The following is a 26,832-nucleotide window of genomic DNA, read 5'->3' as shown; positions in this document are numbered from 1 at the left end:
TTGATTTGCTAGAGTGCGTCGCTGTCCTTGATCAGAAAATCAGCCACCCGATGCTGCCCCGCGCCGAACAGAAACAACAGACCCGTAACGCCCTGATGGACGCTGCTCGCCACTTGATGGAATGCGGCCGAGGATTCGGCAGCCTGAGCCTGCGCGAAGTGGCGAAAACCGCCGGGATCGTACCCACAGGTTTCTACCGGCACTTTGCCGATATGGATCAACTTGGCCTTGTGCTGGTGAGCGAAGTCGGCCAGACCTTCCGTGCGACCATCCGCCTGGTGCGGCACAACGAGTTCGTCATGGGCGGCATCATCGATGCGTCAGTACGGATTTTTCTCGACGTGGTCGCGGCCAATCGCTCGCAATTTCTGTTTCTCGCCCGCGAACAATATGGCGGCTCGCTGCCGGTGCGTCAGGCGATTGCCGCCCTGCGGGAAAACATCAGCTCGGACCTGGCAGCAGACCTGGCCTTGATGCCCAAACTGCAACACCTCGACGTCGCCGGCCTGACAGTCATGGCCGATTTGATCGTCAAAAGCGTGTTTGCCACCCTGCCGGACATCATTGACCCTCCCGCCGAAGCGCTACCCGAACACCTCACGCCACAGGCGAAAATCACCCAGCAACTACGGTTTATCTTTATCGGATTGAAGCATTGGCAGGGATTGGGGAGTACAGAGTAGGTATTAGCTAACAACACGGTACCTGTGGGAGCCGGGCTTGCCCGCGAAGCAGGCGCTGCGGTGTACCAGACGGACCGCGTCATCGTTCTTCGCGGGCAAGCCCGGCTCCCACAGGACCTCACATCGCTTCAAAATGGTGCACCAAATCTCTCGCCGCACCAAACCCATCCGCCACCCCCCAAATCCCCCGCCCCATTTTCTGGCGCAAGCCACGTCCTGACGGAAATTTCCTACATCCAGCCCGATTGGCAAGCCCCTTGCTCTAGCCTGAGCATTGTCCTTTGCTGGAAGCCTTCCAATGCTGGTGATTCATCGCAGAATCGACCCTCAACCCCTCTGGGCCGCCGAACTGCACCTGAATTTCGAGGCGCGCAGTAAAAGCCGTCTGCGCTGTTTCAGTGCCGAAGGTGAAGACGTCGGACTGTTTTTGGAGCGCGGCCAGCCACCCTTGCATGACGGTGAGTTCCTGCAAGCCGAAGACTGGCGCATCGTTCGCGTCTGCGCTCGTCCCGAACAACTGCTGCATGTCACCTGCGCCAATGCCTTTGAACTGACACGTGCCGCCTATCACCTGGGCAATCGGCATGTCGCCCTGCAAGTCGGCGATGGCTGGTTGCGCTTGCTCGATGACTACGTGCTCAAAGCCATGCTCGAACAACTTGGCGCCCATACCGAAACCCTCGAAGCGCCGTTTCAGCCGGAACACGGTGCCTATGGCGGTGGACATCACCACTCCCGGCACGGCGACGAGGATTTCAACTACCCGCCGCGCCTGCACCAGTTCGGCGTACGTACATGAACCCAGCCTGGGCCTTGTTGCGCCTGGCCAGTCCGCAACTGCCGATTGGCGGCTACAGCTACTCCCAAGGTCTGGAAATGGCCGTGGAGCAAGCGCGAGTGATCGACCCGCCAAGTGCCCGGCGCTGGATCGGTGACCAGTTACTGCTCAATCTCGCGCGTTTCGAAGCGCCGCTGTTGCTCGCCCATTGCACCGCCGCGACGAACGAGGACTGGGCAGAACTGCTGCAACTCTGCGAACAACACCGCGCCAGTCGCGAGACCCGCGAGTTGCACCAGGAGAGCCGGCAAATGGGCTATTCCCTGCAACAACTGCTCAACGGCTTGCCGGAACTGGACGATTGCGCCCGGGGCTTTCTTGCACAACGTCCCGAACCGCATCTGGCCCTCGGCTGGGCGCTGGCCGCCCGCGCCTGGCAGATCAGCCCACAGGACGCGCTGGCCGCCTGGCTCTGGAGTTGGCTGGAAAACCAATTGGCAGTGCTGATGAAGACCATGCCCCTTGGTCAACAGGCCGCTCAACGCCTCACCAGCGAATTGCTGCCGCTGCTGCAACAGGCTCAGCAAAACGCTTCGAACATCGCTCCCCACCATTACGGCAGCGCCGCTTTCGGCCTGTCCCTGGCGTGCATGGCCCATGAGCGCCAGTACAGCCGTCTATTCCGTTCCTAGGAGAAACACATGAACGCACAACCATTGCGCGTTGGTATCGGCGGCCCGGTCGGCTCCGGCAAGACCGCCCTGACTCTGGCCCTGTGCCTGGCCCTGCGCGAGCGCTACAACCTGGCGGTGGTCACCAACGATATCTACACCCGCGAAGATGCTGACTTTCTGGTGCGCAACGAGGCGTTGGCGCCGGAGCGGATCATCGGAGTGGAAACCGGCGGCTGCCCGCACACGGCGATTCGCGAGGACGCCTCGATCAACCTGGAAGCGGTCGATCAACTCAATCGGCGCTTCCCGGGCCTGGACCTGATTCTGGTGGAGTCCGGCGGCGACAACCTGTCTGCGACCTTCAGTCCGGAATTGTCCGACCTGACGATCTACGTGATCGACGTCTCGGCCGGCGACAAGCTGCCGCGCAAGGGCGGCCCGGGGATCTGCAAATCCGACTTGCTGGTGATCAACAAAATCGACCTGGCGCCACTGGTGGGCGCGTCCCTGGAGCTGATGGACAGCGACACCAAGCGCATGCGCGGTAACAAGCCGTTCGTCTTCAGCAACCAGAAAACCGGTCTGGGGCTGGACGCAATTATTGCTTTTATCGAGCGCCAGGGGCTGCTGACTGCGGCCTGAAGATGCCTTTATTAACAAAGAGCATTAACGAAGCATCAACAAGGAAGCTTACTCATGACACTCAAACGTATTCTCGGCGCCCTCGCCCTGCTGCTGCTTACCCCTACCCTGGCGTTTGCCCACCCTGGCCATGGTGACAATGGTTTGATCGCGGGTATCAGTCATCCGCTTGGCGGCCTCGATCACTTGCTGGCGATGCTCGCGGTCGGTCTGTGGGCCGCGCAACAACAAGGCGCGGCACGCTGGGCGCTGCCGTGCACCTTTGTCGGCACCCTGCTGATCGGCGGCCTGCTCGGTTTTGAAGGGCTGAACCTGCCAGCCCTGGAAAGCGGGATCGCCGCTTCGGTGCTGGCGTTGGGCCTGGCCGTGGCATTGGCGGTACGTCCGCCGTTGAGCCTGGCGATTGGCGCAACGGCGCTGTTCGCACTGTTTCACGGCGTGGCCCACGGCCTGGAACTGCCGGACATGGCCAGCCCCTGGGCGTATGCGATTGGGTTTATCGCAGCGACCGCGGCCTTGCATGCGGCGGGTTACGCCGTAGTGCGCGTATTGCCGCAAGCGGCTGCGCCACTGGTTCGGCTGGCGGGTGCGGCGTCGGCGGCGACTGGAGTCTGGTTGTTGGCGGGTTGAATCTTTATCGCCTGTACCGGCCTCTTCGCGGGCAAGTCGGATCGCCGCACCGCCGCTCCCACATTATTAGATCTGCTTCAGAGCACCATGGTGTGCTCGACTCGGATCCTGTGGGAGCGGCGGTGCGGCGATCCGACTTGCCCGCGAAGACGGTCCGAAAGACACAACCGCTCTCAAGGCAACCTCTCTGCTACCATGTCGCGCAAACACCTCTGCCGTGACGACGCCAGCCGATGCCCGATGTTTCCAGCTCCGCCTCTCAGCCTGAATTGACCGCCCTGTTCGCTGTCGTGCAGCAGCATTTTTGTGAAGTGATCGTGCCGCTCTGGCAAGGTCCCGGCTGGAATGCTGAACTGGCGCTGCCCTATGAAGCGCTGGACGCCGAACATCGGCCATTGCCGCCTCAACGCTACCGGGCCATGGCCTGCGCGCGGCAGTTGTACCTGTTTTCAAGTTTGATCGGCGAACCCGCTGTACCCACCGCCCAGGATCGCGCAGCCGCATTGTTTCGCTCCTTGCAGCAACATTTCCACGATGCCGGGCATGGCGGCTGGTTCTATAGCATCGACGCCCACGGCACACCGCTGGACAAGCGCAAAGACCTCTACACCCACGCCTTTATCATTTTTGCCTGCGCCCATTACTGGGCCAAAGTCCGCGAGCCACTGGTGGAATCGGTGCTCAATGCTGCTCTGGAAGTGGTCGCCGAGCGCTTCGCCACGGACGACGGCTTGTATGAAGCCAGCCTCGATCGGGACTGGTCATCGCTCAAATCAGGGCCATTGCAGAACCCGTTGATGCACCTGGCCGAAGCCTTTCTCGCCACCCTGGCGGTTCGCGAAGACGCTGCCGTGCAAACCGCGCTCGGCACGCTGTGCGATGCCATGCAGCGACGCTTCATTGACCGCCAGCGCGGTGTGATGATGGAGAAACCGCTGGGAGCTGTGGATAACTGGTTCGAACCGGGGCATCAGTTCGAGTGGTTCTTTCTGCTCGAGTCTTCCCCGCGGCTCAAAGGCGCGCTGCTGCATACCTCCCTGGAGCGCGCCTTCGTCTATGCCGAACAGGTCGGTGTCGATCCGCAAACCGGTACTGTCAGCGGCATGCTGGATATCAATGGCACGGTTCGCGACGGCACCCAGCGCATTTGGGCTCAAGCCGAGTATTTGCGGGCGCTGACCTTGCGGCCTGGCAGCCAGCCGTTGCTGAACCGCCAATTGAACGCGCTGCTACAGCGGTTTTTGCATGCCGATGGCTGGTATGAGTGCCTGGATGCCGCCGGCACAGTCAGCCGCCGGGATATGCCGTCGACCACGCCTTATCATCTGGCGACCTGCTATCGCGGTCTCCTCGACTATTTCGGCTGACTGTCAGACCCTTGTGGCGAGGGAGCTTGCTCCCGCTCGGCTGCGCAGCAGTCGTAAAGCCAGCGAACGCAGTATTCCTGATGGATCGCGGTTGCAGGTTTTGGGGCCGCTGCGCGCCCCAGCGGGAGCAAGCTCCCTCGCCACAGAAGCAACTCGGTCTTAAGCCTTGGCCCCACGCTCAATGGCAAAGCCACCCCAGGTCTGGCTCACTGGCATCAGCTCAAGGCTGTTGATGTTGATGTGGGCCGGGGTGTTGAGGACCCAGAAAATCGTCTCGGCAATGTCTTGCGGCTGGATCGGCTCGGCGCCGGCATAGGTGGCGTCATATCGAGCCTGATCTCCGGCAAAACGCACCAGCGAGAACTCGCTTTCACACAGGCCCGGCTCGATGTTGGTCACCCGCACACCAGTGCCTTGCAGGTCGCAGCGCAGGTTCAGCGAGAACTGTTTGACGAAGGCCTTGGTCGCGCCATAAACGTGACTGCCCGGGTACGGGTAGTTACCGGCGATGGAGCCCAAATTGATGATTCCTGCGCCACGCCCATGAGCAATCAACCGTGGCAGCAACAGGCGAGTGCTGTACATCAGGCCTTTGATGTTGGTATCGACCATGGTGTCCCAGTCGTCCAGATCGCACTTGGGGGCTGGATCGACACCCAGGGCCAGCCCGGCGTTGTTGATCAGCCCGCGCAGCTTGCTGAAGGACGGCGGCAGGTTGGCAATTGCCGTCTCCATGGCCTTGCGGTCACGTACATCGAGCACCAGGCCATGCACTTCGGTCTGCTTGGAGAGTTCGGCGCACAAGGCATTCAGGCGCTCTTCACGACGGCCTGTCAGCACCAATGACCAACCGGCCTCGGCAAAACGACGGGCGCAGGCTTCACCGAAACCGGAGGTCGCGCCGGTAATAAACAGGGTGTTGGACATCGTGTTCTCCTTGCTGGGCTTCAAGCAGCCATTGGAATAGATAATCAACCGGCAGCATGCCCGGCCAGCGGCGTAGCGGCAACCAGAGCGAAGATATGTATGCGACACGGCCCCTCGTAGCGGCTGCCGAAGAGCGTGAGCACTGTACGAAATTTGATCACTCGATCCAAAGCCATGCTCGCCGTGGCCTACAGCCATGTGCACGCACCTTATCCACAGCCCCGTCCACAGTCTTTGGGGGCAAGTGCAAAATGCTCCGGGCCGCTATCCACAGGGCCTGCAGCGCGAATCTGGAAGTTTTTTGCTTGACCCGCAGAGCGCCACATGTAGCAGTCTGGAAATCGCGCGACTACTCAGTCATCGAGACGATGGCGCCACGCCAGTAACGACGCCGCCTTACCGAGTCTTTCCAGAGTTTAACCACAGACTTATCCACAGGCTGAACAGCTGTTTTCCAGCCTTCTTCCCATGCCAATAAAAAGGTTGACAACACCCATTCAAAGCCAGGTAAAAACGCCTGATCAAAAAACAATCACAACGCTACAAGCCACGCCATTCAAGGCTTGCAGCCAGCTACTCCCACGTTACCCACAGCCAGCTCCACAGCAAACGGGGACAAGTCAAAACCGTGGCAAAACAACTATTTGCAGCGGCTTTATGTCGCGTTTTAACAGGTTGCGAATATTGTTTTCCACAATTTCAGGATTAGTGCGAATGGGCTCCCACAAATGCGGTCCCAAAAAAAACGCCCTGACGGATAACCCGTCAGGGCGTTTTTACTACAACTGTTGTTTAGTGACCGCCGAGATAGGCGTTACGCACCTCTTCGTTGACCAACAGCTCCTTGCCGGTGCCGGTCAAGCGGATTTGGCCGTTGACCATCACGTACGCCCGATCCGACAACCTGAGTGCGTGGTTGGCGTTCTGCTCCACCAGAAAGATAGTCATGCCGGTTGCCGCCAGTTCACGCAGGGTGGCGAAGATCTGTTTCACCACAATCGGTGCCAGCCCCAGGCTCGGTTCATCGAGCAACAGCAACTTGGGTCGACTCATGAGTGCACGGGCGATGGCGAGCATCTGCTGCTCGCCACCGGACATGGTCATGGCCCGCTGGGTACGACGCTCCTTGAGCCGTGGAAACAGCTCGAACATGCGCTGCATATCCTCGGTGGCGTACTTGTCACCGATCGGGATGGTGCCCATCAACAGGTTTTCCTCGACCGTCATGTCAGGGAACACCCGTCGCCCTTCCGGCGATTGAGCGATACCGTTGGAGGCGATGTAGTGGGACGACTTGTGGGTAATGTCCACGCCCTGATAGATGATCTGCCCGTCAGCGGCCCGTGGCTGGCCGAAGATCGACATCAACAGGGTCGACTTGCCGGCACCGTTGGAGCCGATCAGGCTGACGGTTTCCCCTTCGTTGATGTGCAGAGAAACTTTCTTCAGGGCCTGAATCGGCCCGTAAAACACGTCGATCTCTTTGAGCTCGAGGATCGGTCCAGTCATACCAGCTCCTCTTCGTCAGCACCCAGGTAAGCAGCGATCACTTTAGGATCCTTGCGGATCGCTTCAGGCCCGCCTTCGGCAATCACGTTGCCGTGGTCCAGCACCACGATGTGGTCGGAAATGCTCATTACCATGCCCATGTCGTGTTCGATCAGCACCACGGTCAGATTATGATCATCGCGCAGCAGCCGGATCATCTTGCTCAGCGCTTCGGTTTCTTGAGGGTTGAGGCCGGCAGCCGGTTCGTCGAGGCAGATGATCTGCGGCCGGGTACACATCGCCCGGGCGATTTCCAGACGCCGCTGCTGGCCGTAGGACAGTTCACCGGCCAGACGGTTGGCGCAGTCCACCAGGTCCACCACTTCCAGCCAGTAGAAGGCGTGGTCCAGCGCGTCGCTTTCAGCCTTGCGGTAGCCCTTGGTGTTGAGAACACCCGACAGTATGTTGCGGTTGACCCACATGTGCTGAGCCACCAGCAGGTTTTCCAGTACCGACATTTCCTTGAACAGGCGAATGTTCTGGAAGGTCCGCGCCAGTCCTGCACGGTTCACCAGGTGAGTGCCGCCGAACATCTTGTAGAACAACCGGCTGGCGAAGACTTTCGGCGAGAAGAAGTCGGTTACGCGAAACGGCTCACCGAGCAGTTTGATGACATTGGTCTGGACGCCATGGGCCTTGAGTTCGATCCTGCCGCCGGAGGCCTTGTAGAAACCGGTCAGGCAGTTGAACACCGTGGTCTTGCCCGCGCCGTTAGGGCCGATCAAGGCAAAAATCGAGTTGCGTTTGACCTTCAGGCTGACGTCACTCAGGGCTTTGATACCGCCGAAGTGCATCATCAGATTGTCGACCTGGAGAACGATGTCTTCGTTCATGGCGCCACTCCTTTACGCGGGGTCACACCGGTACGGCTGATACGGATCAAGCCGCGCGGTCGCCAGATCATCATCAACACCATCAACACACCGAACAGCAGCACGCGGTACTCGGAGAAGGTGCGCAACAGCTCCGGCGCGACGGTGAGCACGAACGCCGCGATCACCACGCCGACCGTCGAGCCCATGCCGCCCAATACCACGATGGCAAGAATCAGCGCCGACTCGAAGAAGGTGAACGACGCCGGATTGACGAAGCCCTGATAGCTGGCGAAAAACACCCCTGCCAGACCCGCGGTGGAAGCACCGATGGTGAAGGCCGATAGCTTGACCAGTACATGGTTCAGGCCCAGCGAGCGGCAGGCGATTTCGTCCTCGCGCAGCGCTTCCCAGGCCCGACCGACAGGCATATGGGTCAGGCGATGCTTGACGTAGAGCACCAGCGATACCACCAGAAACAGTACGATGTAGATGAACAGGAACTTGATATTCGGGTCGTATTCCAGGCCAAAGAACTCATGGAACGGCACCCCTCCTTCCTTGGCCCTGCGGCCGAACTCCAGGCCGAAAAAGGTCGGCGACGGCACCGGCATGCCGTTTGGACCACCGGTGAAGGACAACCAGTTGTTGAGGATCAGGCGAATGATTTCACCGAAGCCCAGGGTCACGATGGCCAGGTAGTCCCCATGCATTCGCAAGACCGGGAAGCCGAGCAGGCATCCCGCGAGCCCCGCTGCGAGAGCCGACAATGGCAACACCGTCCAGAACCCCAGCCCGAGGTACTGATAACCCAACGCCAGGCCATAGGCACCGATGGCATAGAACGCCACGTAGCCCAGATCGAGCAGGCCGGCCAGGCCGACCACGATGTTCAGCCCAAGGCCGAGCAATACGTAGATCAGCCCGAGAATGACCACGGTCAGAATGTATTTGTTGGCAAAAAACGGAAACACAATGGCGATCACGATCAACGCCGGGATAATCCAGCGCAGCCGCGACTTGTAATCCGGCGCCAGCACATGCACCCCGGAGCCGGTGCTCTCGAAGCCCTGGAGGACCTTCAAGCCTTTGGCAGTTTGCAGGAACAGGCTCATCGCGAAACGCCCGACCATGACGATTGCCACCAGCCAGCCGACGCGCGCCGGTTGCAGGTTGAAGCTGTAGCCTTCGAGCACCACGCCGACAATCGGCCCGAACACGATCAGCGAGATCAGCCCGGCAAGAATGGAGTCAATGACGCTCTTTTTGATATCGATAGGTTTGTTATGAGCAGCAGACATACTTACACCTTCGCCACGAGTGGGCGACCCAGCAGGCCTTGAGGACGGAAGATCAGGATCAGTACCAGCAGCGAGAAACTGAACACGTCTTTGTAGTCAGAGTTGATGAGCCCTGAGAACAGCGACTCGGAGATGCCGAGAATGATCCCGCCGAGCATGGCGCCGGGCAGCGAACCGATCCCGCCCAGTACCGCCGCGGTGAACGCCTTGATACCGATGATGAAGCCGGCATAGAAGTCGAACGTGCCGTAGTTCATGGTGATCAGCACGCCGGCCAGGGCCGCCATGGCTGCACCGATGATAAACACGTAGGAAATCACCCGGTCGGTATTGATCCCCAGGATCGAGGCCATCTTGCGGTCTTGCTGAGTGGCACGGCACATGCGGCCGAGTTTGGTGTACTTGATGATGTAGGTCAGCAGCGCCATCCCGACAAAGGCTGCGATCAGAATGAAGATCTTGGTGTAGGTGAGCTGGACGAAGCCGCTGCCGATATCGACTTTCAACGCGCCGGCAAGCAGCGTCGGCACCCCCTGCTGTTTCGCACCCTGACTGATCTGCGCGTAGTTCTGCAGGATCAGGGAGATACCGATGGCGCTGATCAGCGGAGCCAGTCGGGTGGAGTTGCGCAAGGGTTTGTAGGCCACGCGCTCGATGACCCAGCCATAGATCCCCGTCACGATGACGGTGAATATCAGGGTTCCGAGGATGAGTAGCGGGAAGGATTCAATACCGAAGTAGGCCAGCAGAGCCAGACTGATTGCCGCGAGGTAAGCGGAAATCATGTAAACCTCGCCGTGGGCGAAGTTGATCATGCCAATGATGCCATAGACCATTGTGTAGCCAATGGCGATCAGACCATAGACGGACCCGAGGGTCAGCCCATTGATCAGTTGCTGCAGGAAAATACCATCCATAACGCAATCTCACACACTTGAGAGACTGCACAAACACTGCTGCGACGGCTTGGGGTTCAACCACCTGCGCAACACATACTTGTGCAGCTCTACGAGAAAAGACAGGTACTGCACGAACACGCTTTGGTCTGGCCGGCACCGGGTGGGGCCGGCCAGATCAGAGATTCATGTCACTTCTGTTTTTCCAACTGGTGGTATTTGCCGTCCTTGTCCCACTGATAAACCACGTAGTCGGAGACTTTCAGGTCGCCTTTGGCGTCCCAGGTCTTCTCGCCCATGACGGTCTTGACCGGGTTGGCTTTCAGCCATTTGGCCGCATCTTCGCCCTTGTTGGATTTGGCACCGTTAAAGCCGGCAGCCAGCACCTGGACTGAAGCGTAGGCATACAGGGTGTAGCCCTCTGGCTCATAACCTGACTTACGGAAGGTATCCACGACCGACTTGCTGTCTGGCAGCAGACGCGGGTCGGCACCGAAGGTCATGTAAACGCCGTCGACGAATTGCGCGCCGCCAGCTGTGGTCACCAGTTCGTCGGTGACGATGCCATCATCGGACATGAACTTGACGTCCGTGAGACCTTGCTCACGCAACTGGCGAACCAGCGGGCCGGCTTCCGAGTGCAGACCACCGAAGTAGACCACGTCAGCACCGGCACCGCGGATCTTGGTGACCACGGCACTGAAGTCTTTCTCGCCACGGGTCAGGCCTTCGTAAAACACCGGGGTTACGCCGCGCTTGGCCAGCTGTGCCTTGGTGGCATCCGCCAGGCCTTGGCCGTAGGTGTCCTTGTCATGCAGTACCACGACTTTCTTGCCTTTGAGCACGTCGACGATGTAGTCGCCGGCGACGATACCTTGCTGATCGTCACGACCGCACATGCGGAACATGCCACTCAGGCCACGCTCGGTCACCGCCGGGTTGGTGGAGCCAGGAGTGATCGCAATCACGCCAGCTTCGTCGTACACCTCGGAAGCCGGAATGGTCGAGGAGGAGCAGAAGTGCCCGACCACGCCCGCCACTTTTTCCTGATCGACCAGACGGTTGGCCACAGCCACAGCCTGTTTCGGCTCGCAAGCGTCATCGCCTTTTACCAGCACAATCTTCTCGCCGTTGACGCCGCCCTTGGCGTTGATCTCGTCAGCCGCAGCCTGTGCGCCTCTCATGTACTGCTCGCCGAACGATGCGTTGGCACCGGTCAATGGACCCGCTACGCCGATCTTGATGTCAGCCTGAGCAAACGCAGAAACACCCAACGCAGCTGCCACTGCGAGGGCCAGAAAGCCTTTCTTGTAAAACGTCTGGGACATGAGGTGGTGCTCCATGGTTCTTTTTTAGTTGGCACTGCGACTTCTCTGAATGCTCAGAGCAAGGGCCGTGCCAGTGGTTTTTTATTCTGAAAAAAGTCGCTCTTTTATTGTTATATCGACTGTTTTGAGCCCATTTTCATTGGGCGTGCAACCGTCTAAACCGCGGAAGGTGAAACCTTTATTTTCAAAAGGCGCAACCAGCAAGCGCCATCATTGCAACCAGCGCACTTAATGATGTGCAACCAGCCTGTAACAGCCTGCGTCACCGAAGTGCACACTGTCGGTGCGAGACTGCTACAACCCGCACCACTACAGGCTAGCCGCAAAGCCAAAAAGCGCCGCATCCTGTAACACATTTCGACAATCAGATAACAATCCGCAAGCACTGGCCCGCGTGATACAGAGAGAAGCCCGCCTCGTACAAACAGCTGCGCAACCCGACTCCGGCCAATGGTTGCATGGGCGCGAAGGGGATCGGCAAGGCTTGAGGATTTCCGTTACACAGGTAATCGGCGAAGGCTTTGCCGACCACGCTGCCGGTGGTCACGCCGCGACCGTTATACCCGGTGACTGCCACCAAACCGGGCGCCGGCTCGAACAAACGCATCAAGTGATCGGGTGTGAAGGCGATGCAACCGGTCCAGGTGTACTCCCACTCCACCGGCTTGAGGTAAGGGAAATAATGCTGCTGAACCCGATCGGCCCAGGATTTCAGAAACCAGGCCGGTTTCTGATTGCCATTACCCAGACTGCCGAGCAGCAGACGCCCTTCGGCATCCCGACGAATGCTGCTCAGTACCTGACGGGTATCCCAGGATCCCTGGCCGCCGGGCAAAATCTGTTGCGCGGCTGCTTCGGTCAGCGGTTTTGAGGCCACCTGATAGTAATAACCGGGGAAGAAGTTACGTCGCAGTTCGGTCCATTCGCCTTCGGTGTAAGCGTTGGAAGCGATCACCACTTGCTCGGCCAGCACTGACCCCTGAGCTGTCTGCACCGACCAGCGCTGGCCCTGACGCTCAAGCTGAGTGACCGGCGAATGGTCAAATAATTGACCGCCCAGTCCAACCGCAGCCTTGGCCAGACCGCAGGTGTAGGCCATCGGATTGAGCGTGCCAGCACGCCGGTCAAGCAAAGCCGCGGCGATTTTTTTGGTGCCGGTGGCGGCTTCGCAGGCAGCACCGGTCAACAACTCCACCGGGGCACCGCGACGCTTCCATTGTTCTTCGCGACTGCGCAGGTCCGCTTCGCCACGGGCGTTGTGAGCCATGTGCAGCGTGCCCTCGCGGCGCAACTGGCAATCGATGTTGTATTTGTCGATCAGGCTGAACACCAGTGATGGCGCCGCGCCGAGCATGCGATTGAGCTGGCTGCCGACCGCTTCACCGAAACCGGCTTCGATCTCGTCCGGAGGGATCCACATCCCGGCGTTCACCAGCCCGACATTACGTCCGGAACCACCATGCCCCGTGCGATGGGCCTCGAGTATGCACACCCGCTTGCCTTGCTCAAGCAGATGAATCGCCGCCGACAGACCGGTTATGCCGGCGCCGATCACGCAGACATCCACCGTTACCTCGCCTTTGAGCGCGGCATTGTCAGGCCTTTGCGGCGTCAGTTCTTCCCATAGACATTCTTCGCGTAACGGCATTGCCAGACTCCGAAAATGAAACCTAACAAACAAAAGCAAAAGCTTCGCGGGCAAGCCCGCTCCCACATGGATTACATATAACCTGTGGGAGCGGGCTTGCCCGCGAAAGCGGTCTTCAGTCGAAAGTGATGCCCTGCGCCAACGGCAACTCCAGCGAGTAGTTGACGGTGTTGGTCTGGCGGCGCATATAACCGCGCCATGCATCGGAGCCGGACTCACGGCCGCCGCCGGTTTCTTTCTCGCCGCCAAAGGCGCCGCCGATTTCCGCGCCGCTCGGGCCGATGTTGACGTTGGCGATGCCGCAGTCGCTGCCCACCGCCGACATGAATTGTTCAGCCTCACGCACGTCAGTGGTGAAGATGCACGACGACAGGCCCTGTGGCACGGCGTTGTTCAAGCGCAATGCATCGGCGAAATCCTTGTAACCCACCACGTACAGAATCGGCGCGAAGGTTTCAGTGCAGACCACATCGCTCTGCTCCGGCATTTCGACGATGGCCGGCGATACGTAGTAGGCGTTGGGGAATTGGTCTTCCAGTTGGCGCTTGCCACCGAACACCCGGCCACCTTCGCTCAAGGCCTGCTCCAGCGCGTCCTGCATGTTCTCGAAACTGTGCTTGTCGATCAGCGGGCCAACCAGATTGCCTTCCAGCGGGTGACCGATGCGCACCTTGGAATAAGCAGTTTTGAGACGGCTGACGATTTCTTCTTTCACCGATTCGTGAGCGATCAAGCGACGCAAGGTGGTGCAACGCTGGCCGGCGGTACCGACCGCGCTGAACAGAATCGCCCGTACCGCCATGTCGAGGTCGGCGCTTGGGCCGAGGATCATTGCGTTGTTGCCACCCAGTTCAAGAATGCTGCGGGCGAAACGTGCGGCGATTTTCGGTGCCACTTCACGGCCCATGCGGGTGCTGCCGGTGGCGCTGATCAAGGCCACACGCGGATCGTCGACCAACGCTTCACCGGCATCGCGACCACCGATGACGACTTGACTGAGGTATTGCGGCGCATCGCTGAAGTTCTTCAGCACGCGCTCGAACAACGCCTGACAGGCCAGTGCGGTCAGCGGGGTTTTCTCCGACGGTTTCCAGATCACTGCGTTGCCACAGACCAACGCCAGCGTAGTGTTCCAGGCCCAGACCGCGACCGGGAAGTTGAACGCGCTGATCACCCCGATCACCCCCAGTGGGTGCCAGGTTTCACGCATATGGTGACCCGGACGCTCGGAAGCGATGGTCAAACCGTACAGCTGACGAGACAGACCGACCGCGAAGTCGCAGATGTCGATCATTTCCTGCACTTCACCCAGACCTTCCTGAGTGATCTTGCCCGCCTCCCAGGACACCAGCTCACCGAGATCGGCCTTGTATTCACGCAGAATATCGCCCAGTTGACGCACCAACTCGCCACGGCGGGGCGCCGGAACCTTGCGCCAGAGTTCGAACGCATGCTCTGCGCGACTGACCTGCTGCTCGACTTCTGCGGCGCCTTCCCAGTTCACGGCGGCAATACGACTGCCGTCAATCGGCGAGTGCACAGGCTGTTTACCGTTCTGGTACAGCGCCGGGTTCACACCAAGACGATCAAGCAATGCGGCAACCATGGGGTCACTCCTCAACATGGAAAACAGAAATTTCGTAGCCCGCAAACGCGACTATTCAGATTTCTAGTTGTAGCCGCACTGAGACTTGCCAACAAACGACCTTTAGGAGAGATATCATTCCATTTATTCATGCTGCATCGGCACAGCAGCGCTGAGACAAGAACAAGGGCCCACCCATGCTGAATAAACGCCACCTGCCATCGATCACCGCGTTGCAGTGCTTCGAGGCGGTCACTCGTCACTTGAGCTTCACTCGCGCCGCCGAAGAGCTGAACCTGACTCAGAGCGCAGTCAGCAAACAGGTCGCGCAGCTGGAAGAATTGCTCCAGCACCTGTTGTTCCGCCGCGTTCGCCGACGCCTGCAAATGACCCCGGCCGGTGATCTGTATCTGGTCGAGGTGCGAAAAATCCTCACCCAGGTCGAGATGTCGACCCTTTACCTGCGCTCCTACGGCGGTGAAACCGAAGTCCTGCGAGTCTCCACGCCATCGACCTTCGGCGCACGCTGGCTGGTGCCACGACTCAAGGGCTGGCGCCTGCGTCACCCGCATATCCATCTGGACCTGTGCAACGAACAGGAGGCCGACGACCTGTTGCAGGGCCGCAGCGATCTGGCCTTCTACTTCGGCCAGGGCTCGCGACCCGGCACCGAGAGCCTGAGGTTGTTCGGCGAAGAGCTGGTACCTGTCTGTGCGCCGGGTAGCCTGCCGGACAAACCCTTCACCGATCCGACGCAACTCAGCGAACTGGTGCTGCTGCAAAATGCCTCCCGCCCTCAGGCCTGGCACGACTGGTTCGGCAGCCAGGGCTACCACACCGAGCACAGCTATCACGGTCCGCGCTTCGAAACCTTTTATATGTGCATCCGCGCCGCCCAGGTGGGCTGCGGCGTGGCGCTATTGCCACGGTTTCTGGTGGAGGAAGAGCTGGCCGACGGCAAACTGATAATTCCATGGCAGCACGCAATGCCCAGCAACGACGCCTATTACCTGGCCTATCCGGAGCATTCGGCGGAAGTGCCCAAGGTCCGTGATTTTGTGAAGTGGATGTTGGAGCAGGTGGAAAGCCCCGCTGTACCTTGATGCCCGCGTAACGTCTCGCCGTGAATCCATGGGAATGCAAAAAACACTGGCAAAGCAGGCCGCCGATATGCGCCACTAGCCCCATTCATTGAAACAGCTGAGATGTCGCGGCCCAGGCGGCGACCAGCCTGGAGATTCCCGTTATGAGCGAGAGTGTGTTTGCCGATCGCATCGTGCAGAACCTGCTCGACACCGATTTCTACAAACTGACCATGATGCAGGCGGTGCTGCACAACTACCCCAACGTTGAAGTCGAATGGGAGTTCCGCTGCCGTAACACTGAGGATCTGCGCCCGTATCTGGCGGAGATTCGTTATCAGATCGAGCGTCTGGCCGAGTTGCGCCTGAGCGCTGATCAATTGAGCTTTCTGGAACACATCAGTTTTCTGAAGCCGGACTTTCTGCGTTTTCTCGGGCTGTTCCGCTTCAATCTGCGCTACATCCATACCGGCATCGAAAACGGCGGGTTGTTCATCCGCCTGCGCGGTCCGTGGCTGCATGTCATCCTCTTTGAAGTGCCGCTGCTGGCGATCGTCAGCGAAGTGCATAACCGCTATCGCTACCGCGAGATCGTCCTGGAGCAGGCCCGCGAACAGCTGTACCGCAAGTTTGACTGGCTGACGGCCAACGCTAGCGCCGATGAACTGGCACACCTGCAAGTCGCCGACTTCGGCACCCGTCGGCGTTTCTCGTACCGGGTTCAGGAAGAAGTGGTCAACGTGCTCAAGCACGACTTCCCCGGACGATTCGTCGGCACCAGCAACGTGCACCTGTCTCGCGAACTGGACATGAAGCCACTGGGTACCATGGCCCACGAATGGATCATGGCCCACCAGCAACTCGGCCCTCGATTGATCGACAGCCAGATTGCCGCTCTCGATTGTTGGGTCCGCGAATACCGCGGCCTGCTGGGGATCGCGCTGACCGATTGCATCACCATGGATGCTTTTCTGGGCGACTTCGATCTGTACTTCGCCAAGCTGTTCGACGGTTTGCGCCACGACTCCGGGGACCCGATTCTCTGGGCCGAAAAGGCCATCGCGCACTATCACAAGCTGGGCATCGAGCCGATGAGCAAGACTCTGGTGTTCTCCGACAGCCTGACACTGCCCAAATCCCTGGAGATTTTTCGTGCGCTGCAGGGTCGGATCAATGTCAGCTTTGGTATCGGTACCAACCTGACATGCGATATTCCCGGTGTCGAGCCGATGAGCATCGTGCTTAAAATGGCCGCCTGCAATGGCCAGCCCGTCGCCAAGATTTCCGATGAAGCGGGCAAGACCCATTGCACGGATCCGAACTTCGTCGCTTATTTGCGCCACGTTTTCAAAGTACCTGCCGCCCTTTCTGGCACATCAAGCAAGGAGTGAATCATGCAAGCCGTACAGCGCGAAATTGCTGAACAGCTCAAGGTCCAACCGCCATTTACCGACCAGGCCGCCCTTGAGGCGGAAGTCGCCCGGCGGATTACCTTTATCCAGGACTGCCTGCTCAATTCCGGGCTCAAGACTCTGGTACTGGGTATCAGCGGCGGTGTCGATTCCCTGACCGCCGGCCTCTTGGCCCAACGGGCAATGGAACAACTGCGCGAACGAACCGCAGACCCACAGTACCGTTTCATCGCCGTACGCCTGCCCTATGAAACCCAGTTCGATGAGCACGACGCTCAGGCATCGGTGGACTTCATCGCACCGGACGAGCGCCACACCGTGAACATCGGCCCGTCAGTCAAGTCGCTGGCCAACGAAGTTGCAGCCTTTGAAGGCAAGCAAGCGGTCTGGGTGGATTTCGTCCTGGGCAACACCAAGGCACGGATGCGCATGGTCGCGCAGTACACCATCGCCGGCGCGGCTCAGGGCCTGGTGATCGGGACTGATCACGCGGCGGAAGCAGTGATGGGCTTCTTCACCAAGTTTGGCGACGGCGCCTGCGATCTCGCGCCATTGAGCGGGCTGGTGAAAAATCAGGTTCGCGCCATCGCTCGATACTTCGGCGCACCGGAATCGCTGGTGGAGAAAATCCCCACTGCCGATCTTGAAGACCTGTCCCCCGGCAAACCCGACGAAGCCTCCCACGGTGTCACCTACGCAGAGATCGATGCGTTCCTGCACGGCCAACCGGTGCGTGAGGAAGCGTTCAAGATCATCTGCGACACCTACAAGAAAACCCACCATAAGCGTGTGATGCCGTTCGCGCCGTAAACCACGGTTGGACGCAGACGACAAAAAGCCCACTGACGGTTTGACCATCAGTGGGCTTTTTGTTGACTGTGTTTATGGCGATCTGGTTAAGCATGGTGTTGCTCATCAGGCCGCCTTCGCGGGCAAGCCCGCTCCCACATGAGCCTGCTTACTTCAGGACAACAGCGCCTTTCATCATCGAATTGTGGCCCGGGAACGAGCAGAAGAACTCGTAGCTTTCGCCGGCCGTCAGTTTCGAGACATCGAAGGTCACCGAGTCTTTCTCGCCACCGCCGATGATTTTGGTATGGGCGATGACGCGGGTATCGCCTTCTTTCAGGTAGTGCTTGTCGATACCGGCCGCCATGCCGTCGGTAGCGATGCCAGCCATGTCTGCGGTTTTGCTCAGCACCCAGTTATGCCCCATGACGTTTTTCGGCAGTTTGCCGGAATGCGCCAGGTTGACGGTGAAGGTCTTGCAGCTCTTGTCGATGGTGATTTCCTTGGTGTTGAAGGACATCTGATCGGTGGAGTCGACATCGACCTTGCACTCTGCAGCCATCAATTGGCTGCTGGCCAGTGTCAGCAGGGAAACCGCAACGAGTTTGGCAAACATGGTGAATCTCCAAGGCAGGGTTAATAAAAAAAGGCATATGGAATGAAGACTGCCTGAAATTGGCGCAAGTTCCTATGACCTGAAGCAAGAAATTGTATACAACTTTCAGGCTATGACGCTGATCGAAAGAATCAACCAGCCAAACGCCAGACGCGGACCTATGATCGGGTCGTCATCACCATCCGGAGTGTCTGCCATGCACCTTAGTAGTCTGTTTCGCAGTTTGCTTGCCGCTTACGCTTGCGGTGCCAGCGGTACCTGTGAAAATTCGCAACGCGAGGTTTAACGCTTGGAGAGATGCCAACCTGCCATTACTCTGAGGTCGTCACTGACCGCGGAGTAAGGCATGTCATTAGCGTCTGTTTGTGTATTTTGTGGTGCCAGTACTGGCACCAATCCGGCTTACCGTGAAGCAGCGATTGCCTTGGGGCAGGAACTGGCCAAGCGCAAGCTGACCCTGGTCTATGGTGGCGGCGCGGTCGGCTTGATGGGTATCGTCGCCGATGCTGCGCTGGCGGCCGGCGGCGAAGTCATCGGGATCATCCCGCAAAGCCTGAAGCACTCGGAAATCGGCCACGAAGGTCTGACCCGCCTGGAAGTGGTCGACGGCATGCACGCGCGCAAAGCCCGCATGGCTGAGTTGAGCGACGCCTTTATCGCCCTGCCCGGCGGTTTGGGCACCCTGGAAGAGCTGTTCGAAGTCTGGACCTGGGGCCAGTTGGGTTACCACGGCAAACCGCTGGGCTTGCTGGAAGTGAACGGTTTTTACCAGAAACTTACCGGTTTTCTTGATCATGTCGTCGGCGAAGGCTTCGTTCGCGACCATCACCGTGCCATGCTGCAAGTGAGCGAATCGCCGCGACAATTGCTGGACGCGCTGGATGCCTGGCAACCCTCGGTGCCGCCAAAATGGACCGGGGAAAAACCCAGCTAACCCTTGAGCCCTGTTTAAAGGCAGAATACGCGCCGCTCAACCTCACCTTCGACCCCAGAGGATCGCCCATGGCTAAACCTAATTACTCGTTCGCCAAACGTCAGAGAGACTTGGCTAAAGAGCAGAAGAAAGAGGAAAAGCTTCAACGCAAGAAAGCTACTGCTGAAGAAGAAGCGGCTGCACTGAACCCCGATGCAGAAGGTGAAGTGACTGCCGATGATGTTGAAGCACCGAAAGATCAGGCGCCTGACGCCTGAGTCCCGCAGGGTCAATGATCTGATCAGGCCCACCGGATCTGTGTCCAGGGTCAGCAGTTACGCTGCTGACCCTCACAGTCCAATCCTGAATTCCCCCAGCCAGAAACGACTAGCCTATCCCATTGGATCTTCGTTACTCCAACGGCATCACCGTCACCCGGACCTCCGGATCATGGCTGCCGCCGCCCAGGATCACCCCACGCAACGGCGAAACGTCGGAAAAATCCCGCCCCCAGGCCAAAGTGATGTGCTCCAGCGCCGGCTGCACGTTGTTGGTCGGGTCAAAATCGACCCAGCCCAGCACCGGGCAAAACACCGAGACCCAGGCATGGGACGCATCAGCCCCGATCAGCCGCGGTTGGCCCGGCGGTGGCTGGGTCAGCAGGTAGCCACTGATATATCGCGCAGCCAGCCCACGGGAGCGCAGGCACGCGAGCATCAAGTGCGCGAAGTCCTGACAAACCCCACGCCGACGCTCCAGCACTTCCACCAGCGGGGTGGCGACCTGGGTCGCCTCGGCATCGAAGGTGAATTCGCTGAAGATCTTCTCCATCAATGCCTGAACCCCCAGTAACAACGGGCGTCCGACGGGAAAACAGCTCTCGGAAAACTCGACGAAGCTGCTCTTCAAATGCACGTAAGGCGATTCGAAGCGATAGCGGCAGGCTTCCAGCAGATCAGCGCCAATCGGCTGACTGCTGTAAGTCAGCGCGCTGCGGGTCGCGTCCCAGGCCAACGACTGATTGAAGTCCAGCACGGGCCTGGCCAGCACTTCGACCGTCAGCCGGGCATTGACCAGCAGTTCATCGTGGGGTCGTTCGAAGGCCAGTCGAGTCAGCGGATTACCGAACACATCCAGCTCATCGCGGCGTGAGGTCGGCTCCGGGCTGATCAGCAGTTGTCGCTCGCTGCAACGCTGCCAGGCACAAGAGCGTGGCCACAAGTGAGCAAGCTGCTGGGCCAGCGATACCGGGCTGTCGTAGTGATAGTGGGTATCGTGGAGGATCTGGTAATGGGTGCTCATCAGACGGACACCGTTTGCTGACTGACATCATCGACGTGGGCGAAATGCCGCAATGCCAGGCGATCGGACACTTGCCCGCCGGCATCGGCGACTTCTTGTAGCAAGTCCGCCAAGCCATCAAGGGCGGCGCGCACACTGGCCTCGCCGAACAGGGAGTTTTCCAGGCAGCTCAGGTCGAAGCGCGCCAGGCGCTCGACCAGTTGAGCAAGGCCGGTTTCTCGCGGTACGCCGAAGTCGTCGTTCAAACGCTTGAGAGTGCGTGTCACCAGTTTCAACTGGAACAACACCGCGTGAGGGTTCTGCTCATCGAGCAGCAACAAGTCGAGTACTGGAATCAACTGCGCCACCGCCAGGTAGCGCGAGCGGTAGGTGATGCTGCTGTTGCCCAGCTCCAGCAGCCATTCCAGTCCGGCTTGATCGAAGGCCGCAGCACCGCGCAGGAACGCCGCCAGGCTGCTGCTGAGGAACTGCAACCGCTCGAGCCTCCGACCGATCATCAAGAAACGCCAGCCTTCGTCGCGGGTCATATCGTCCAGGGCAAAACCGGACAGTGCCGCCAGCGACATCACCAGGCGGTTGAGAAAATCCAGCAACTCGCCAAAATCCGGCTCTTCGGTTTCCAGCTCCAGGGCTTCGCGTTGCAGTTCCACCAGCGCCTGCCAGTTCTCCCGCGAGAGCTTGCCGCGCACCTGGGAGGCCGCCCACTGCAAGCGCTGCAAGTTGGAGCGCAGGCTGAACGACCAGTCATCGCCGAGCAAAGCCGCCAGCAGCCGCTCGGGCAATTGGCCCTCCTCCGGCAGCAGCATCAGGCTCTCACCGAGATCGACAGCAGCCTGCAACGCCTGCGGATCATCACCGTCGACATACCGCGCCAGCATGATCCGCAGCAGTCGGGCGCTGTCGTCGCAACGCTCGCAATAACGGCCAAACCAGAACAGATTTTCCACCACCCGCGAGGGTAGATAAGGATCACGGCGCACCAGATCGTGCACGCCGATAGTCCGTTGAGTCTTCCATTGCTCGCCGCTCGGCGCGCGCTCGCCCAGCACCCAGGTGTCCTTGCTCGCACCGTCGCGCTGCATCGACACCACCTCGGCGTCAGCCTCGGCCGCGACCCGGGCCAAACCACCGGGCAATACGCGATAACCGTCGGCGCTGGCCACCGCGTAGACCCGCATGCCGATAGCCCGGTGCTGCAATTGGCCGTCTTCGGCCTGCCAGATCGGTGCCTGGGACAACTGCGCCAACTCCTGGGCGACATAGGCATAAGGCCGAGCCTGCATGCGCTCGGCCAAGGCTTGGCGCTGCTGGTCATTCAGATCGCGACCGAACACTGGCGCAAAACTTTGTGAGGGGAAGGCCGGCTTGATCAACAGCTCCGGCAGCTTTTCCAGCGCCTGAGCCAGCACTGGCGGCTCACCGCACCACCAGGTGGCAATGGACGGCAGGATCAGTTCTTCGCCGAACAAAAACTGATTGATCCTTGGCAGAAACCCCAGCAAGCCCGGCGACTCCAGCACCCCGCTGCCCAAGGCATTGGCCACCAGCACCCGACCCTGACGCACCGCATCGAGCAGTCCCGGCACACCGAGAGCCGAGTCGGTACGCAGCTCCAGCGGGTCGCAGAAATCATCGTCGAGCCGGCGCATGATGGCGTGGACCCGACGCAGACCGCTCAGGGTCTTCAGGTAGACCGTGGCATCGCGCACGGTCAAATCACCGCCCTCGACCAGCGGATAGCCGAGCTGGCGGGCCAGATACAGATGTTCGAAATAACTTTCGTTGAAACGCCCCGGGGTGAGCAGCACCACCAACGGCGCTTCATCACCGCTCGGTGCCTGGCGAGCCAGGGTTTCTTGCAGGGTGCGAAAAAACCCGGCCAGATGCTGCACTTTCAGATCGCGGTACAGCTCGGGAAACGCTCGCGAGACGATGGTGCGGTTTTCCAGCGCATAACCGGCACCGGATGGGGCTTGAGTCCGATCCGCCGTCACCCACCAACGACCATCGGGGGTACGCGCCAGGTCCACGGCGTACAGATGCAGAAAGGCTCCGTCAGGCGGCGCAATGCCCTGACAAGGCCAGAGGAAATTGTTGTGACCGAAGACCAGCTCGGCCGGTAGCAGCCCTTCGGCAATCAACCGTTGCGGACCGTACAGATCCGCCAGCACCGCATTGAGCAAGCGCGCGCGCTGAGCAATCCCGGCGGCGAGTTGCTGCCACTCATCGGCGGCAATCACATGGGGCAGCAGATCCAGCTCCCACGGGCGATCAGCGCCCTTGGGGTCGGCGTAGACGTTGTAGGTCACGCCGTTTTCCTGGATCTGCCGGGCCAGCAGCGCCTGACGCTGAGCCAATTGCGCCGGGGTGCTGCGTTGCAATTGGTCGAACAGCCGACGCCAGTGCGGGCGGACCGCGCCGCTGTCGTCGAGCAATTCGTGATAAGTGCCCGTCGTCAGCGGGTAGCGGTCAAGCAGGTCAGGCATGGAAAGCTCGGCAGACAGCAAGGAAAAGGCAGATTAACGCAGACCGATGACGCCCGGATACGCGAAAAATCCGGGCGTCGCGTCTGCTTTAGAAGCGTCGCAAATCGAGCGTCATCGGCAGCTCGTCATTGATCGTCAGAGTGGGCACCGGCAAGGTGCCAGGACTGTGGCCAAGGCGGAAGAAGCGCGCCATGCGCCGACTCTCGGCTTCATTGGCATTGACCGGCAAGCTGTCGTAGTTGCGCCCACCCGGATGGGCGACGTGATACTGACAGCCACCCAGCGAACGCTGCATCCAGCTATCGAGCAGATCGAACACCAGTGGCGCATGCACCGGGATGGTCGGTTGCAGGCAATTGGCCGGCTGCCAGGCGCGGAAACGCACGCCGGCGACAAACTCGCCGACCCGCCCGGTCGGTTGCAACGGCACCGGGATGCCGTTGCAGGTCAACACATAGCGCTGGGGTGGCAGGCCGGTTAGCTTGACCTGCAAGCGCTCCAGCGACGAATCGACATAACGCACCGTGCCCCCGACCGCGCCCTCTTCACCCAGTACATGCCAGGGTTCAAGGGCCTGACGCAATTCCAGCTCGATGCCGCTGACCGCGTAATCGCCGACCTTCGGAAAACGGAACTCCAGATGCGCGGCGAACCACTCGGCGCGCACGGCATAGCCGGCGGCATTGAGATCGACGATAACGTCGGCAAAGTCCTGCTCGATAAAGTGCGGTAACAGGAAACGATCGTGCAGTTCAGTACCCCAACGGGCCAGCTTGGCCGGCGCATAGGGCTCACGCCAGAACCGCGCCACCAGCGCCCGCAGCAGCAGTTGCTGGGCCAGGCTCATGCGCGCATGGGGCGGCATTTCGAAGGCGCGCAGCTCCAGCAGCCCAAGGCGACCGGTCGCGCCATCGGGCGAATACAGCTTGTCGATACAGAACTCGGCGCGGTGGGTATTGCCGGTCACGTCGATCAGCAGGTTGCGCAGCAAGCGGTCCACCCGCCATGGCGGGCATTCCTCACCCGGTTTAGGCATCTGCGCAAAGGCGATCTCCAGTTCATACAACGCATCGTTCCGCGCCTCGTCCACCCGCGGCGCCTGGGAAGTCGGGCCGATGAACAATCCGGAAAACAGGTAGGACAGCGACGGGTGGTTATGCCAGTAGCTGATCAGGCTGCGCAGCAGATCCGGGCGACGCAGAAACGGCGAGTCGGCCGGTGTCGCGCCACCCAGTACGAAATGGTTACCGCCACCGGTACCGGTGTGGCGGCCATCGATCATGAACTTCTCGGTGGTCAGTCGCGTCTGCCGCGCCTCTTCGTAGAGGAACTCAGTGCGCTCCACCAATTCGCCCCAACTGGCGGACGGCTGCACGTTGACCTCGATCACGCCCGGGTCCGGGGTGATACGGAAGTTGCTCAGCCGCGGATCGCTCGGCGGCTCGTAGCCTTCGAGCAATACCGGGCAATGCAGCTCTTCGGCGGTGGCTTCGATGGCACTGACCAGTTCCAGGTAGTCTTCCAGCCGTTCCAGCGGCGGCATGAACAGATACAACCGCCCTTCCCGTGCCTCGGCGCAGAACGCGGTGCGGGTCAGCCAGTCGGCGGACTCGTCCAGTTTTGGCACACGTTCAACGGTGACCGCCGGATCGCCATGGACCTGCAACTGTGTAGTCGACGGCAATTGCGGCAAATCCTGATTCGGATCGGTCGGATGCACGAACGGATATTCCGCCGCCGTCACCCAAGGCTGCGAGGCCAGCGGCAAGCGATAACCCAGCGGCGAATCGCCCGGCACCAGTCGGCAATGATTTTCACGCAAGTACCAACGACCGCTCTGCCATTGATCGCCTTTGGCGGTGCGTGCCAGCGGCAGGACCTGGCCGATGACCTTGTCCAGGCCCTGGCTGAAGACTTTATGCAGGCGGGCCCGCTCGAGTTCGTCGCCCAGGCGTGAGTCTTCGGCACTGACGTTCAGCGGCAACGCGCCTTCACGCCAGAGGTAATAGAAATTGTCTTCGTAGGCCGGAAACACAAAGCGTGTCGGCAATTTCAAACGTTCGGCCACACTCGCCAGAAAACGCCCGGCCAGCTCGCCATCAGCGCCGTAGTCTTGCTGCTCATCGGCAATCAGCGCGCTGTTGTGCCAGATCGGCACGCCATCGCGGCGCCAATAGCAGTTCAGCGACCAGCGTGGCAGTTGCTCGCCGGGGTACCACTTGCCCTGGCCGAAATGCACCAGGCCCTTGGGCGCGTAGTGTTTGCGCATGCGCTGAAACAGCTCGGCGGACAATGTGCGCTTGGCCGGCCCCAAGGCAGCGGTGTTCCACTCGGCACCATCCGGATCGTCGATAGAAACGAAGGTCGGCTCGCCGCCCATGGTCAGGCGCACGTCGCCCTCGAGCAGATCCGCATCGATCTGTCGGCCCAACGCCTGAATCGCCAGCCACTGGTCTTCGGTGTAAGGCTTGGTGACCCGCGGCGCTTCCCAAATCCTTTCCACCGACATTTCGTGGGTAAATTCGCACTCGCACGGTTCGACCAAGCCACTGATCGGCGCGGCAGAGGACGGATCGGGACTACAGGCCAACGGAATATGCCCTTCACCGGCAAACAGCCCTGAGGTGGCGTCCAGGCCGATCCAGCCGGCACCGGGCAAGTACACCTCGCACCAGGCATGCAGGTCGGTGAAATCCACCTCGGTGCCGGACGGACCGTCAAGGGCTTTGACGTCGGCGGTCAGTTGAATCAGGTAACCGGAGACAAACCGAGCGGCAAGGCCAAGGTTGCGCAGCAATTGCACCAGCAGCCAGGCCGAGTCGCGACACGAGCCCGAGGCGTTTTCCAGAGTGTGCTCGGGCGTCTGCACGCCCGGCTCCATACGGATCAGGTAACCGATGTCTTCGCTCAGGCGTTGATTCAGCGCGACCAGGAAGTCGACGCTGGGCAGCGGCGTGCGGTCGATGCCGTCCAGATACGCCTTGAACTTCGGCGTCAGCGGCAGCGTCTCCAGGTACGGCGCCAGCTCTCGCTGTTCGTCAGCGGCGTAGGCGAAAGGGATCTTTTCCGCGTAGGGCTCAAGGAAGAAATCGAACGGGTTGAACACCGCCATCTCGGCCAGCAGATCGACTTCGATCCGCAGCTCGTCGGTTTTCTCCGGGAACACCAGCCGCGCCAGGTAATTGCCCTGGGGGTCCTGTTGCCAGTTGATGAAGTGCTGCTCGGGCAGAACCTTCAGCGCATACGACAGAATCCGCGTACGACTGTGGGCAGCCGGACGCAGGCGAACGATCTGCGGGCCGAGTTCGACCGCACGGTCGTAACGGTAATGGGTGACATGGTGCAATGCGACATGGATCGACACGGCGTGCCTCCTGCGAGCCTGGGCGTTATCGAAAGTGGCGCAAGACTTA

23 protein-coding genes are annotated in these 26,832 nt (G+C 60.1%); 11 read left to right on the top strand and 12 right to left on the bottom strand.

The features are described 5' to 3' along the window. Positions 1 to 50 precede the first annotated feature (50 nt). The 6 genes from AC3I0A_RS02700 to AC3I0A_RS02675 all read left to right on the top strand — a co-directional run bounded on the left by AC3I0A_RS02700 (position 51) and on the right by AC3I0A_RS02675 (position 4,774). On the top strand, positions 51 to 683 hold the full coding sequence (locus tag AC3I0A_RS02700; RefSeq protein ID WP_489067798.1) for a TetR family transcriptional regulator: 633 nt from the start codon (positions 51 to 53) through the stop codon (positions 681 to 683). Between the two features lie 298 nt (positions 684 to 981). Next, the gene (gene ureE, locus AC3I0A_RS02695; RefSeq protein WP_489376114.1) at positions 982 to 1,482 is read left to right on the top strand and encodes an urease accessory protein UreE; all 501 of its coding nucleotides are present in this window, start codon (positions 982 to 984) and stop codon (positions 1,480 to 1,482) included. Continuing rightward, positions 1,479 to 2,153 (top strand): urease accessory protein UreF, encoded by a 675-nt coding sequence (locus AC3I0A_RS02690; RefSeq protein ID WP_489376113.1) that lies wholly within the window; start codon positions 1,479 to 1,481, stop codon positions 2,151 to 2,153. Before ureE ends, AC3I0A_RS02690 begins: the two co-directional genes overlap by 4 nt. A 9-nt stretch (positions 2,154 to 2,162) precedes the next feature. Next, entirely contained in the window at positions 2,163 to 2,777 is a 615-nt protein-coding gene (gene ureG / locus AC3I0A_RS02685) for an urease accessory protein UreG (RefSeq protein WP_489376112.1), read from the top strand. Positions 2,778 to 2,831: 54 nt separating this feature from the next. Beyond that, positions 2,832 to 3,407, top strand: coding sequence for a HupE/UreJ family protein (locus tag AC3I0A_RS02680; protein WP_489376111.1), 576 nt, complete (start codon positions 2,832 to 2,834; stop codon positions 3,405 to 3,407). 233 nt (positions 3,408 to 3,640) lie between these two features. Further along, complete coding sequence (locus AC3I0A_RS02675; RefSeq protein WP_489376110.1) at positions 3,641 to 4,774, top strand: AGE family epimerase/isomerase; 1,134 nt, start codon at positions 3,641 to 3,643, stop codon at positions 4,772 to 4,774. Positions 4,775 to 4,933: 159 nt separating this feature from the next. On the opposite strand, the gene AC3I0A_RS02670 is transcribed toward AC3I0A_RS02675, so the two are convergent. From AC3I0A_RS02670 to amaB, 8 genes are all read right to left on the bottom strand, one after another. After that, a complete protein-coding gene (locus AC3I0A_RS02670; protein WP_489376109.1) occupies positions 4,934 to 5,701 on the bottom strand; it encodes an SDR family oxidoreductase in 768 nt (255 codons plus the stop codon). 792 nt (positions 5,702 to 6,493) lie between these two features. Continuing rightward, positions 6,494 to 7,210 carry an ABC transporter ATP-binding protein gene (locus AC3I0A_RS02665; RefSeq protein WP_489376107.1) on the bottom strand — a complete coding sequence of 239 codons (717 nt, stop codon included), beginning with the start codon at positions 7,208 to 7,210 and terminating at the stop codon, positions 6,494 to 6,496. After that, positions 7,207 to 8,082: an ABC transporter ATP-binding protein gene (locus AC3I0A_RS02660; RefSeq protein ID WP_489376106.1), complete on the bottom strand. Its 876-nt coding sequence runs from the start codon at positions 8,080 to 8,082 to the stop codon at positions 7,207 to 7,209. The genes AC3I0A_RS02665 and AC3I0A_RS02660 overlap by 4 nt, the downstream gene beginning before the upstream one ends. Then, positions 8,079 to 9,362 carry a high-affinity branched-chain amino acid ABC transporter permease LivM gene (livM, locus tag AC3I0A_RS02655; protein ID WP_489376105.1) on the bottom strand — a complete coding sequence of 428 codons (1,284 nt, stop codon included), beginning with the start codon at positions 9,360 to 9,362 and terminating at the stop codon, positions 8,079 to 8,081. Before livM ends, AC3I0A_RS02660 begins: the two co-directional genes overlap by 4 nt. 2 nt (positions 9,363 to 9,364) lie before the next feature. Beyond that, a complete protein-coding gene (locus AC3I0A_RS02650; protein ID WP_489376104.1) occupies positions 9,365 to 10,279 on the bottom strand; it encodes an ABC transporter permease subunit in 915 nt (304 codons plus the stop codon). Positions 10,280 to 10,449: 170 nt separating this feature from the next. Next, complete coding sequence (locus tag AC3I0A_RS02645) at positions 10,450 to 11,586, bottom strand: branched-chain amino acid ABC transporter substrate-binding protein (protein ID WP_489376102.1); 1,137 nt, start codon at positions 11,584 to 11,586, stop codon at positions 10,450 to 10,452. A 364-nt stretch (positions 11,587 to 11,950) separates the two neighbouring features. Beyond that, complete coding sequence (gene amaA / locus AC3I0A_RS02640) at positions 11,951 to 13,234, bottom strand: L-pipecolate oxidase (protein WP_489376101.1); 1,284 nt, start codon at positions 13,232 to 13,234, stop codon at positions 11,951 to 11,953. 115 nt (positions 13,235 to 13,349) lie between these two features. Beyond that, positions 13,350 to 14,840: an L-piperidine-6-carboxylate dehydrogenase gene (gene amaB / locus AC3I0A_RS02635; RefSeq protein WP_489376100.1), complete on the bottom strand. Its 1,491-nt coding sequence runs from the start codon at positions 14,838 to 14,840 to the stop codon at positions 13,350 to 13,352. Between the two features lie 176 nt (positions 14,841 to 15,016). Between amaB and AC3I0A_RS02630 the strand changes: the two genes are divergently transcribed. The 3 genes from AC3I0A_RS02630 (at position 15,017) to nadE (ending at position 18,123) form a co-directional block, all read left to right on the top strand. Next, positions 15,017 to 15,922, top strand: coding sequence for a LysR family transcriptional regulator (locus AC3I0A_RS02630; protein WP_489376099.1), 906 nt, complete (start codon positions 15,017 to 15,019; stop codon positions 15,920 to 15,922). A gap of 143 nt (positions 15,923 to 16,065) precedes the next feature. After that, positions 16,066 to 17,292 (top strand): nicotinate phosphoribosyltransferase, encoded by a 1,227-nt coding sequence (gene pncB, locus AC3I0A_RS02625; RefSeq protein ID WP_489376098.1) that lies wholly within the window; start codon positions 16,066 to 16,068, stop codon positions 17,290 to 17,292. Between the two features lie 3 nt (positions 17,293 to 17,295). Then, positions 17,296 to 18,123, top strand: coding sequence for an NAD(+) synthase (gene nadE / locus AC3I0A_RS02620; RefSeq protein WP_489376097.1), 828 nt, complete (start codon positions 17,296 to 17,298; stop codon positions 18,121 to 18,123). A gap of 148 nt (positions 18,124 to 18,271) precedes the next feature. Here nadE and azu read toward each other — a convergent pair whose 3' ends face one another. Continuing rightward, the gene (azu, locus tag AC3I0A_RS02615; RefSeq protein WP_489376096.1) at positions 18,272 to 18,718 is read right to left on the bottom strand and encodes an azurin; all 447 of its coding nucleotides are present in this window, start codon (positions 18,716 to 18,718) and stop codon (positions 18,272 to 18,274) included. Positions 18,719 to 19,064: 346 nt separating this feature from the next. Between azu and AC3I0A_RS02610 the strand changes: the two genes are divergently transcribed. Then, complete coding sequence (locus AC3I0A_RS02610; RefSeq protein WP_489376095.1) at positions 19,065 to 19,652, top strand: cytokinin riboside 5'-monophosphate phosphoribohydrolase; 588 nt, start codon at positions 19,065 to 19,067, stop codon at positions 19,650 to 19,652. A 68-nt stretch (positions 19,653 to 19,720) separates the two neighbouring features. After that, a complete protein-coding gene (locus AC3I0A_RS02605) occupies positions 19,721 to 19,909 on the top strand; it encodes a hypothetical protein (protein ID WP_489376093.1) in 189 nt (62 codons plus the stop codon). Between the two features lie 133 nt (positions 19,910 to 20,042). Here the strand turns inward: AC3I0A_RS02605 and AC3I0A_RS02600 are convergent, their stop codons facing one another. From AC3I0A_RS02600 to AC3I0A_RS02590, 3 genes are all read right to left on the bottom strand, one after another. Next, entirely contained in the window at positions 20,043 to 20,933 is an 891-nt protein-coding gene (locus AC3I0A_RS02600) for a transglutaminase family protein (protein ID WP_489376092.1), read from the bottom strand. Next, on the bottom strand, positions 20,933 to 23,419 hold the full coding sequence (locus AC3I0A_RS02595; protein WP_489376091.1) for a circularly permuted type 2 ATP-grasp protein: 2,487 nt from the start codon (positions 23,417 to 23,419) through the stop codon (positions 20,933 to 20,935). Before AC3I0A_RS02595 ends, AC3I0A_RS02600 begins: the two co-directional genes overlap by 1 nt. An 88-nt stretch (positions 23,420 to 23,507) precedes the next feature. Next, on the bottom strand, positions 23,508 to 26,783 hold the full coding sequence (locus AC3I0A_RS02590; RefSeq protein ID WP_489376090.1) for a transglutaminase family protein: 3,276 nt from the start codon (positions 26,781 to 26,783) through the stop codon (positions 23,508 to 23,510). Positions 26,784 to 26,832: the final 49 nt, after the last annotated feature.

It is taken from the genome of Pseudomonas sp. KH_024_B2, assembly GCF_057839965.1.
This window is presented reverse-complemented; position numbering and strand designations above follow the sequence as displayed.

Excerpts from the sequence above, each read along its gene's own strand:
- AC3I0A_RS02700 (WP_489067798.1), top strand. The coding sequence starts at position 51 with ATGCTGCCCCGCGCCGAACAGAAACAACAGACCCGTAACGCCCTGATG.
- ureE (WP_489376114.1), top strand. The coding sequence starts at position 982 with ATGCTGGTGATTCATCGCAGAATCGACCCTCAACCCCTCTGGGCCGCC.
- AC3I0A_RS02690 (WP_489376113.1), top strand. The coding sequence starts at position 1,479 with ATGAACCCAGCCTGGGCCTTGTTGCGCCTGGCCAGTCCGCAACTGCCG.
- ureG (WP_489376112.1), top strand. The coding sequence starts at position 2,163 with ATGAACGCACAACCATTGCGCGTTGGTATCGGCGGCCCGGTCGGCTCC.
- AC3I0A_RS02680 (WP_489376111.1), top strand. The coding sequence starts at position 2,832 with ATGACACTCAAACGTATTCTCGGCGCCCTCGCCCTGCTGCTGCTTACC.
- AC3I0A_RS02675 (WP_489376110.1), top strand. The coding sequence starts at position 3,641 with ATGCCCGATGTTTCCAGCTCCGCCTCTCAGCCTGAATTGACCGCCCTG.
- AC3I0A_RS02670 (WP_489376109.1), bottom strand. The coding sequence starts at position 5,701 with ATGTCCAACACCCTGTTTATTACCGGCGCGACCTCCGGTTTCGGTGAA.
- AC3I0A_RS02665 (WP_489376107.1), bottom strand. The coding sequence starts at position 7,210 with ATGACTGGACCGATCCTCGAGCTCAAAGAGATCGACGTGTTTTACGGG.
- AC3I0A_RS02660 (WP_489376106.1), bottom strand. The coding sequence starts at position 8,082 with ATGAACGAAGACATCGTTCTCCAGGTCGACAATCTGATGATGCACTTC.
- livM (WP_489376105.1), bottom strand. The coding sequence starts at position 9,362 with ATGTCTGCTGCTCATAACAAACCTATCGATATCAAAAAGAGCGTCATT.
- AC3I0A_RS02650 (WP_489376104.1), bottom strand. The coding sequence starts at position 10,279 with ATGGATGGTATTTTCCTGCAGCAACTGATCAATGGGCTGACCCTCGGG.
- AC3I0A_RS02645 (WP_489376102.1), bottom strand. The coding sequence starts at position 11,586 with ATGTCCCAGACGTTTTACAAGAAAGGCTTTCTGGCCCTCGCAGTGGCA.
- amaA (WP_489376101.1), bottom strand. The coding sequence starts at position 13,234 with ATGCCGTTACGCGAAGAATGTCTATGGGAAGAACTGACGCCGCAAAGG.
- amaB (WP_489376100.1), bottom strand. The coding sequence starts at position 14,840 with ATGGTTGCCGCATTGCTTGATCGTCTTGGTGTGAACCCGGCGCTGTAC.
- AC3I0A_RS02630 (WP_489376099.1), top strand. The coding sequence starts at position 15,017 with ATGCTGAATAAACGCCACCTGCCATCGATCACCGCGTTGCAGTGCTTC.
- pncB (WP_489376098.1), top strand. The coding sequence starts at position 16,066 with ATGAGCGAGAGTGTGTTTGCCGATCGCATCGTGCAGAACCTGCTCGAC.
- nadE (WP_489376097.1), top strand. The coding sequence starts at position 17,296 with ATGCAAGCCGTACAGCGCGAAATTGCTGAACAGCTCAAGGTCCAACCG.
- azu (WP_489376096.1), bottom strand. The coding sequence starts at position 18,718 with ATGTTTGCCAAACTCGTTGCGGTTTCCCTGCTGACACTGGCCAGCAGC.
- AC3I0A_RS02610 (WP_489376095.1), top strand. The coding sequence starts at position 19,065 with ATGTCATTAGCGTCTGTTTGTGTATTTTGTGGTGCCAGTACTGGCACC.
- AC3I0A_RS02605 (WP_489376093.1), top strand. The coding sequence starts at position 19,721 with ATGGCTAAACCTAATTACTCGTTCGCCAAACGTCAGAGAGACTTGGCT.
- AC3I0A_RS02600 (WP_489376092.1), bottom strand. The coding sequence starts at position 20,933 with ATGAGCACCCATTACCAGATCCTCCACGATACCCACTATCACTACGAC.
- AC3I0A_RS02595 (WP_489376091.1), bottom strand. The coding sequence starts at position 23,419 with ATGCCTGACCTGCTTGACCGCTACCCGCTGACGACGGGCACTTATCAC.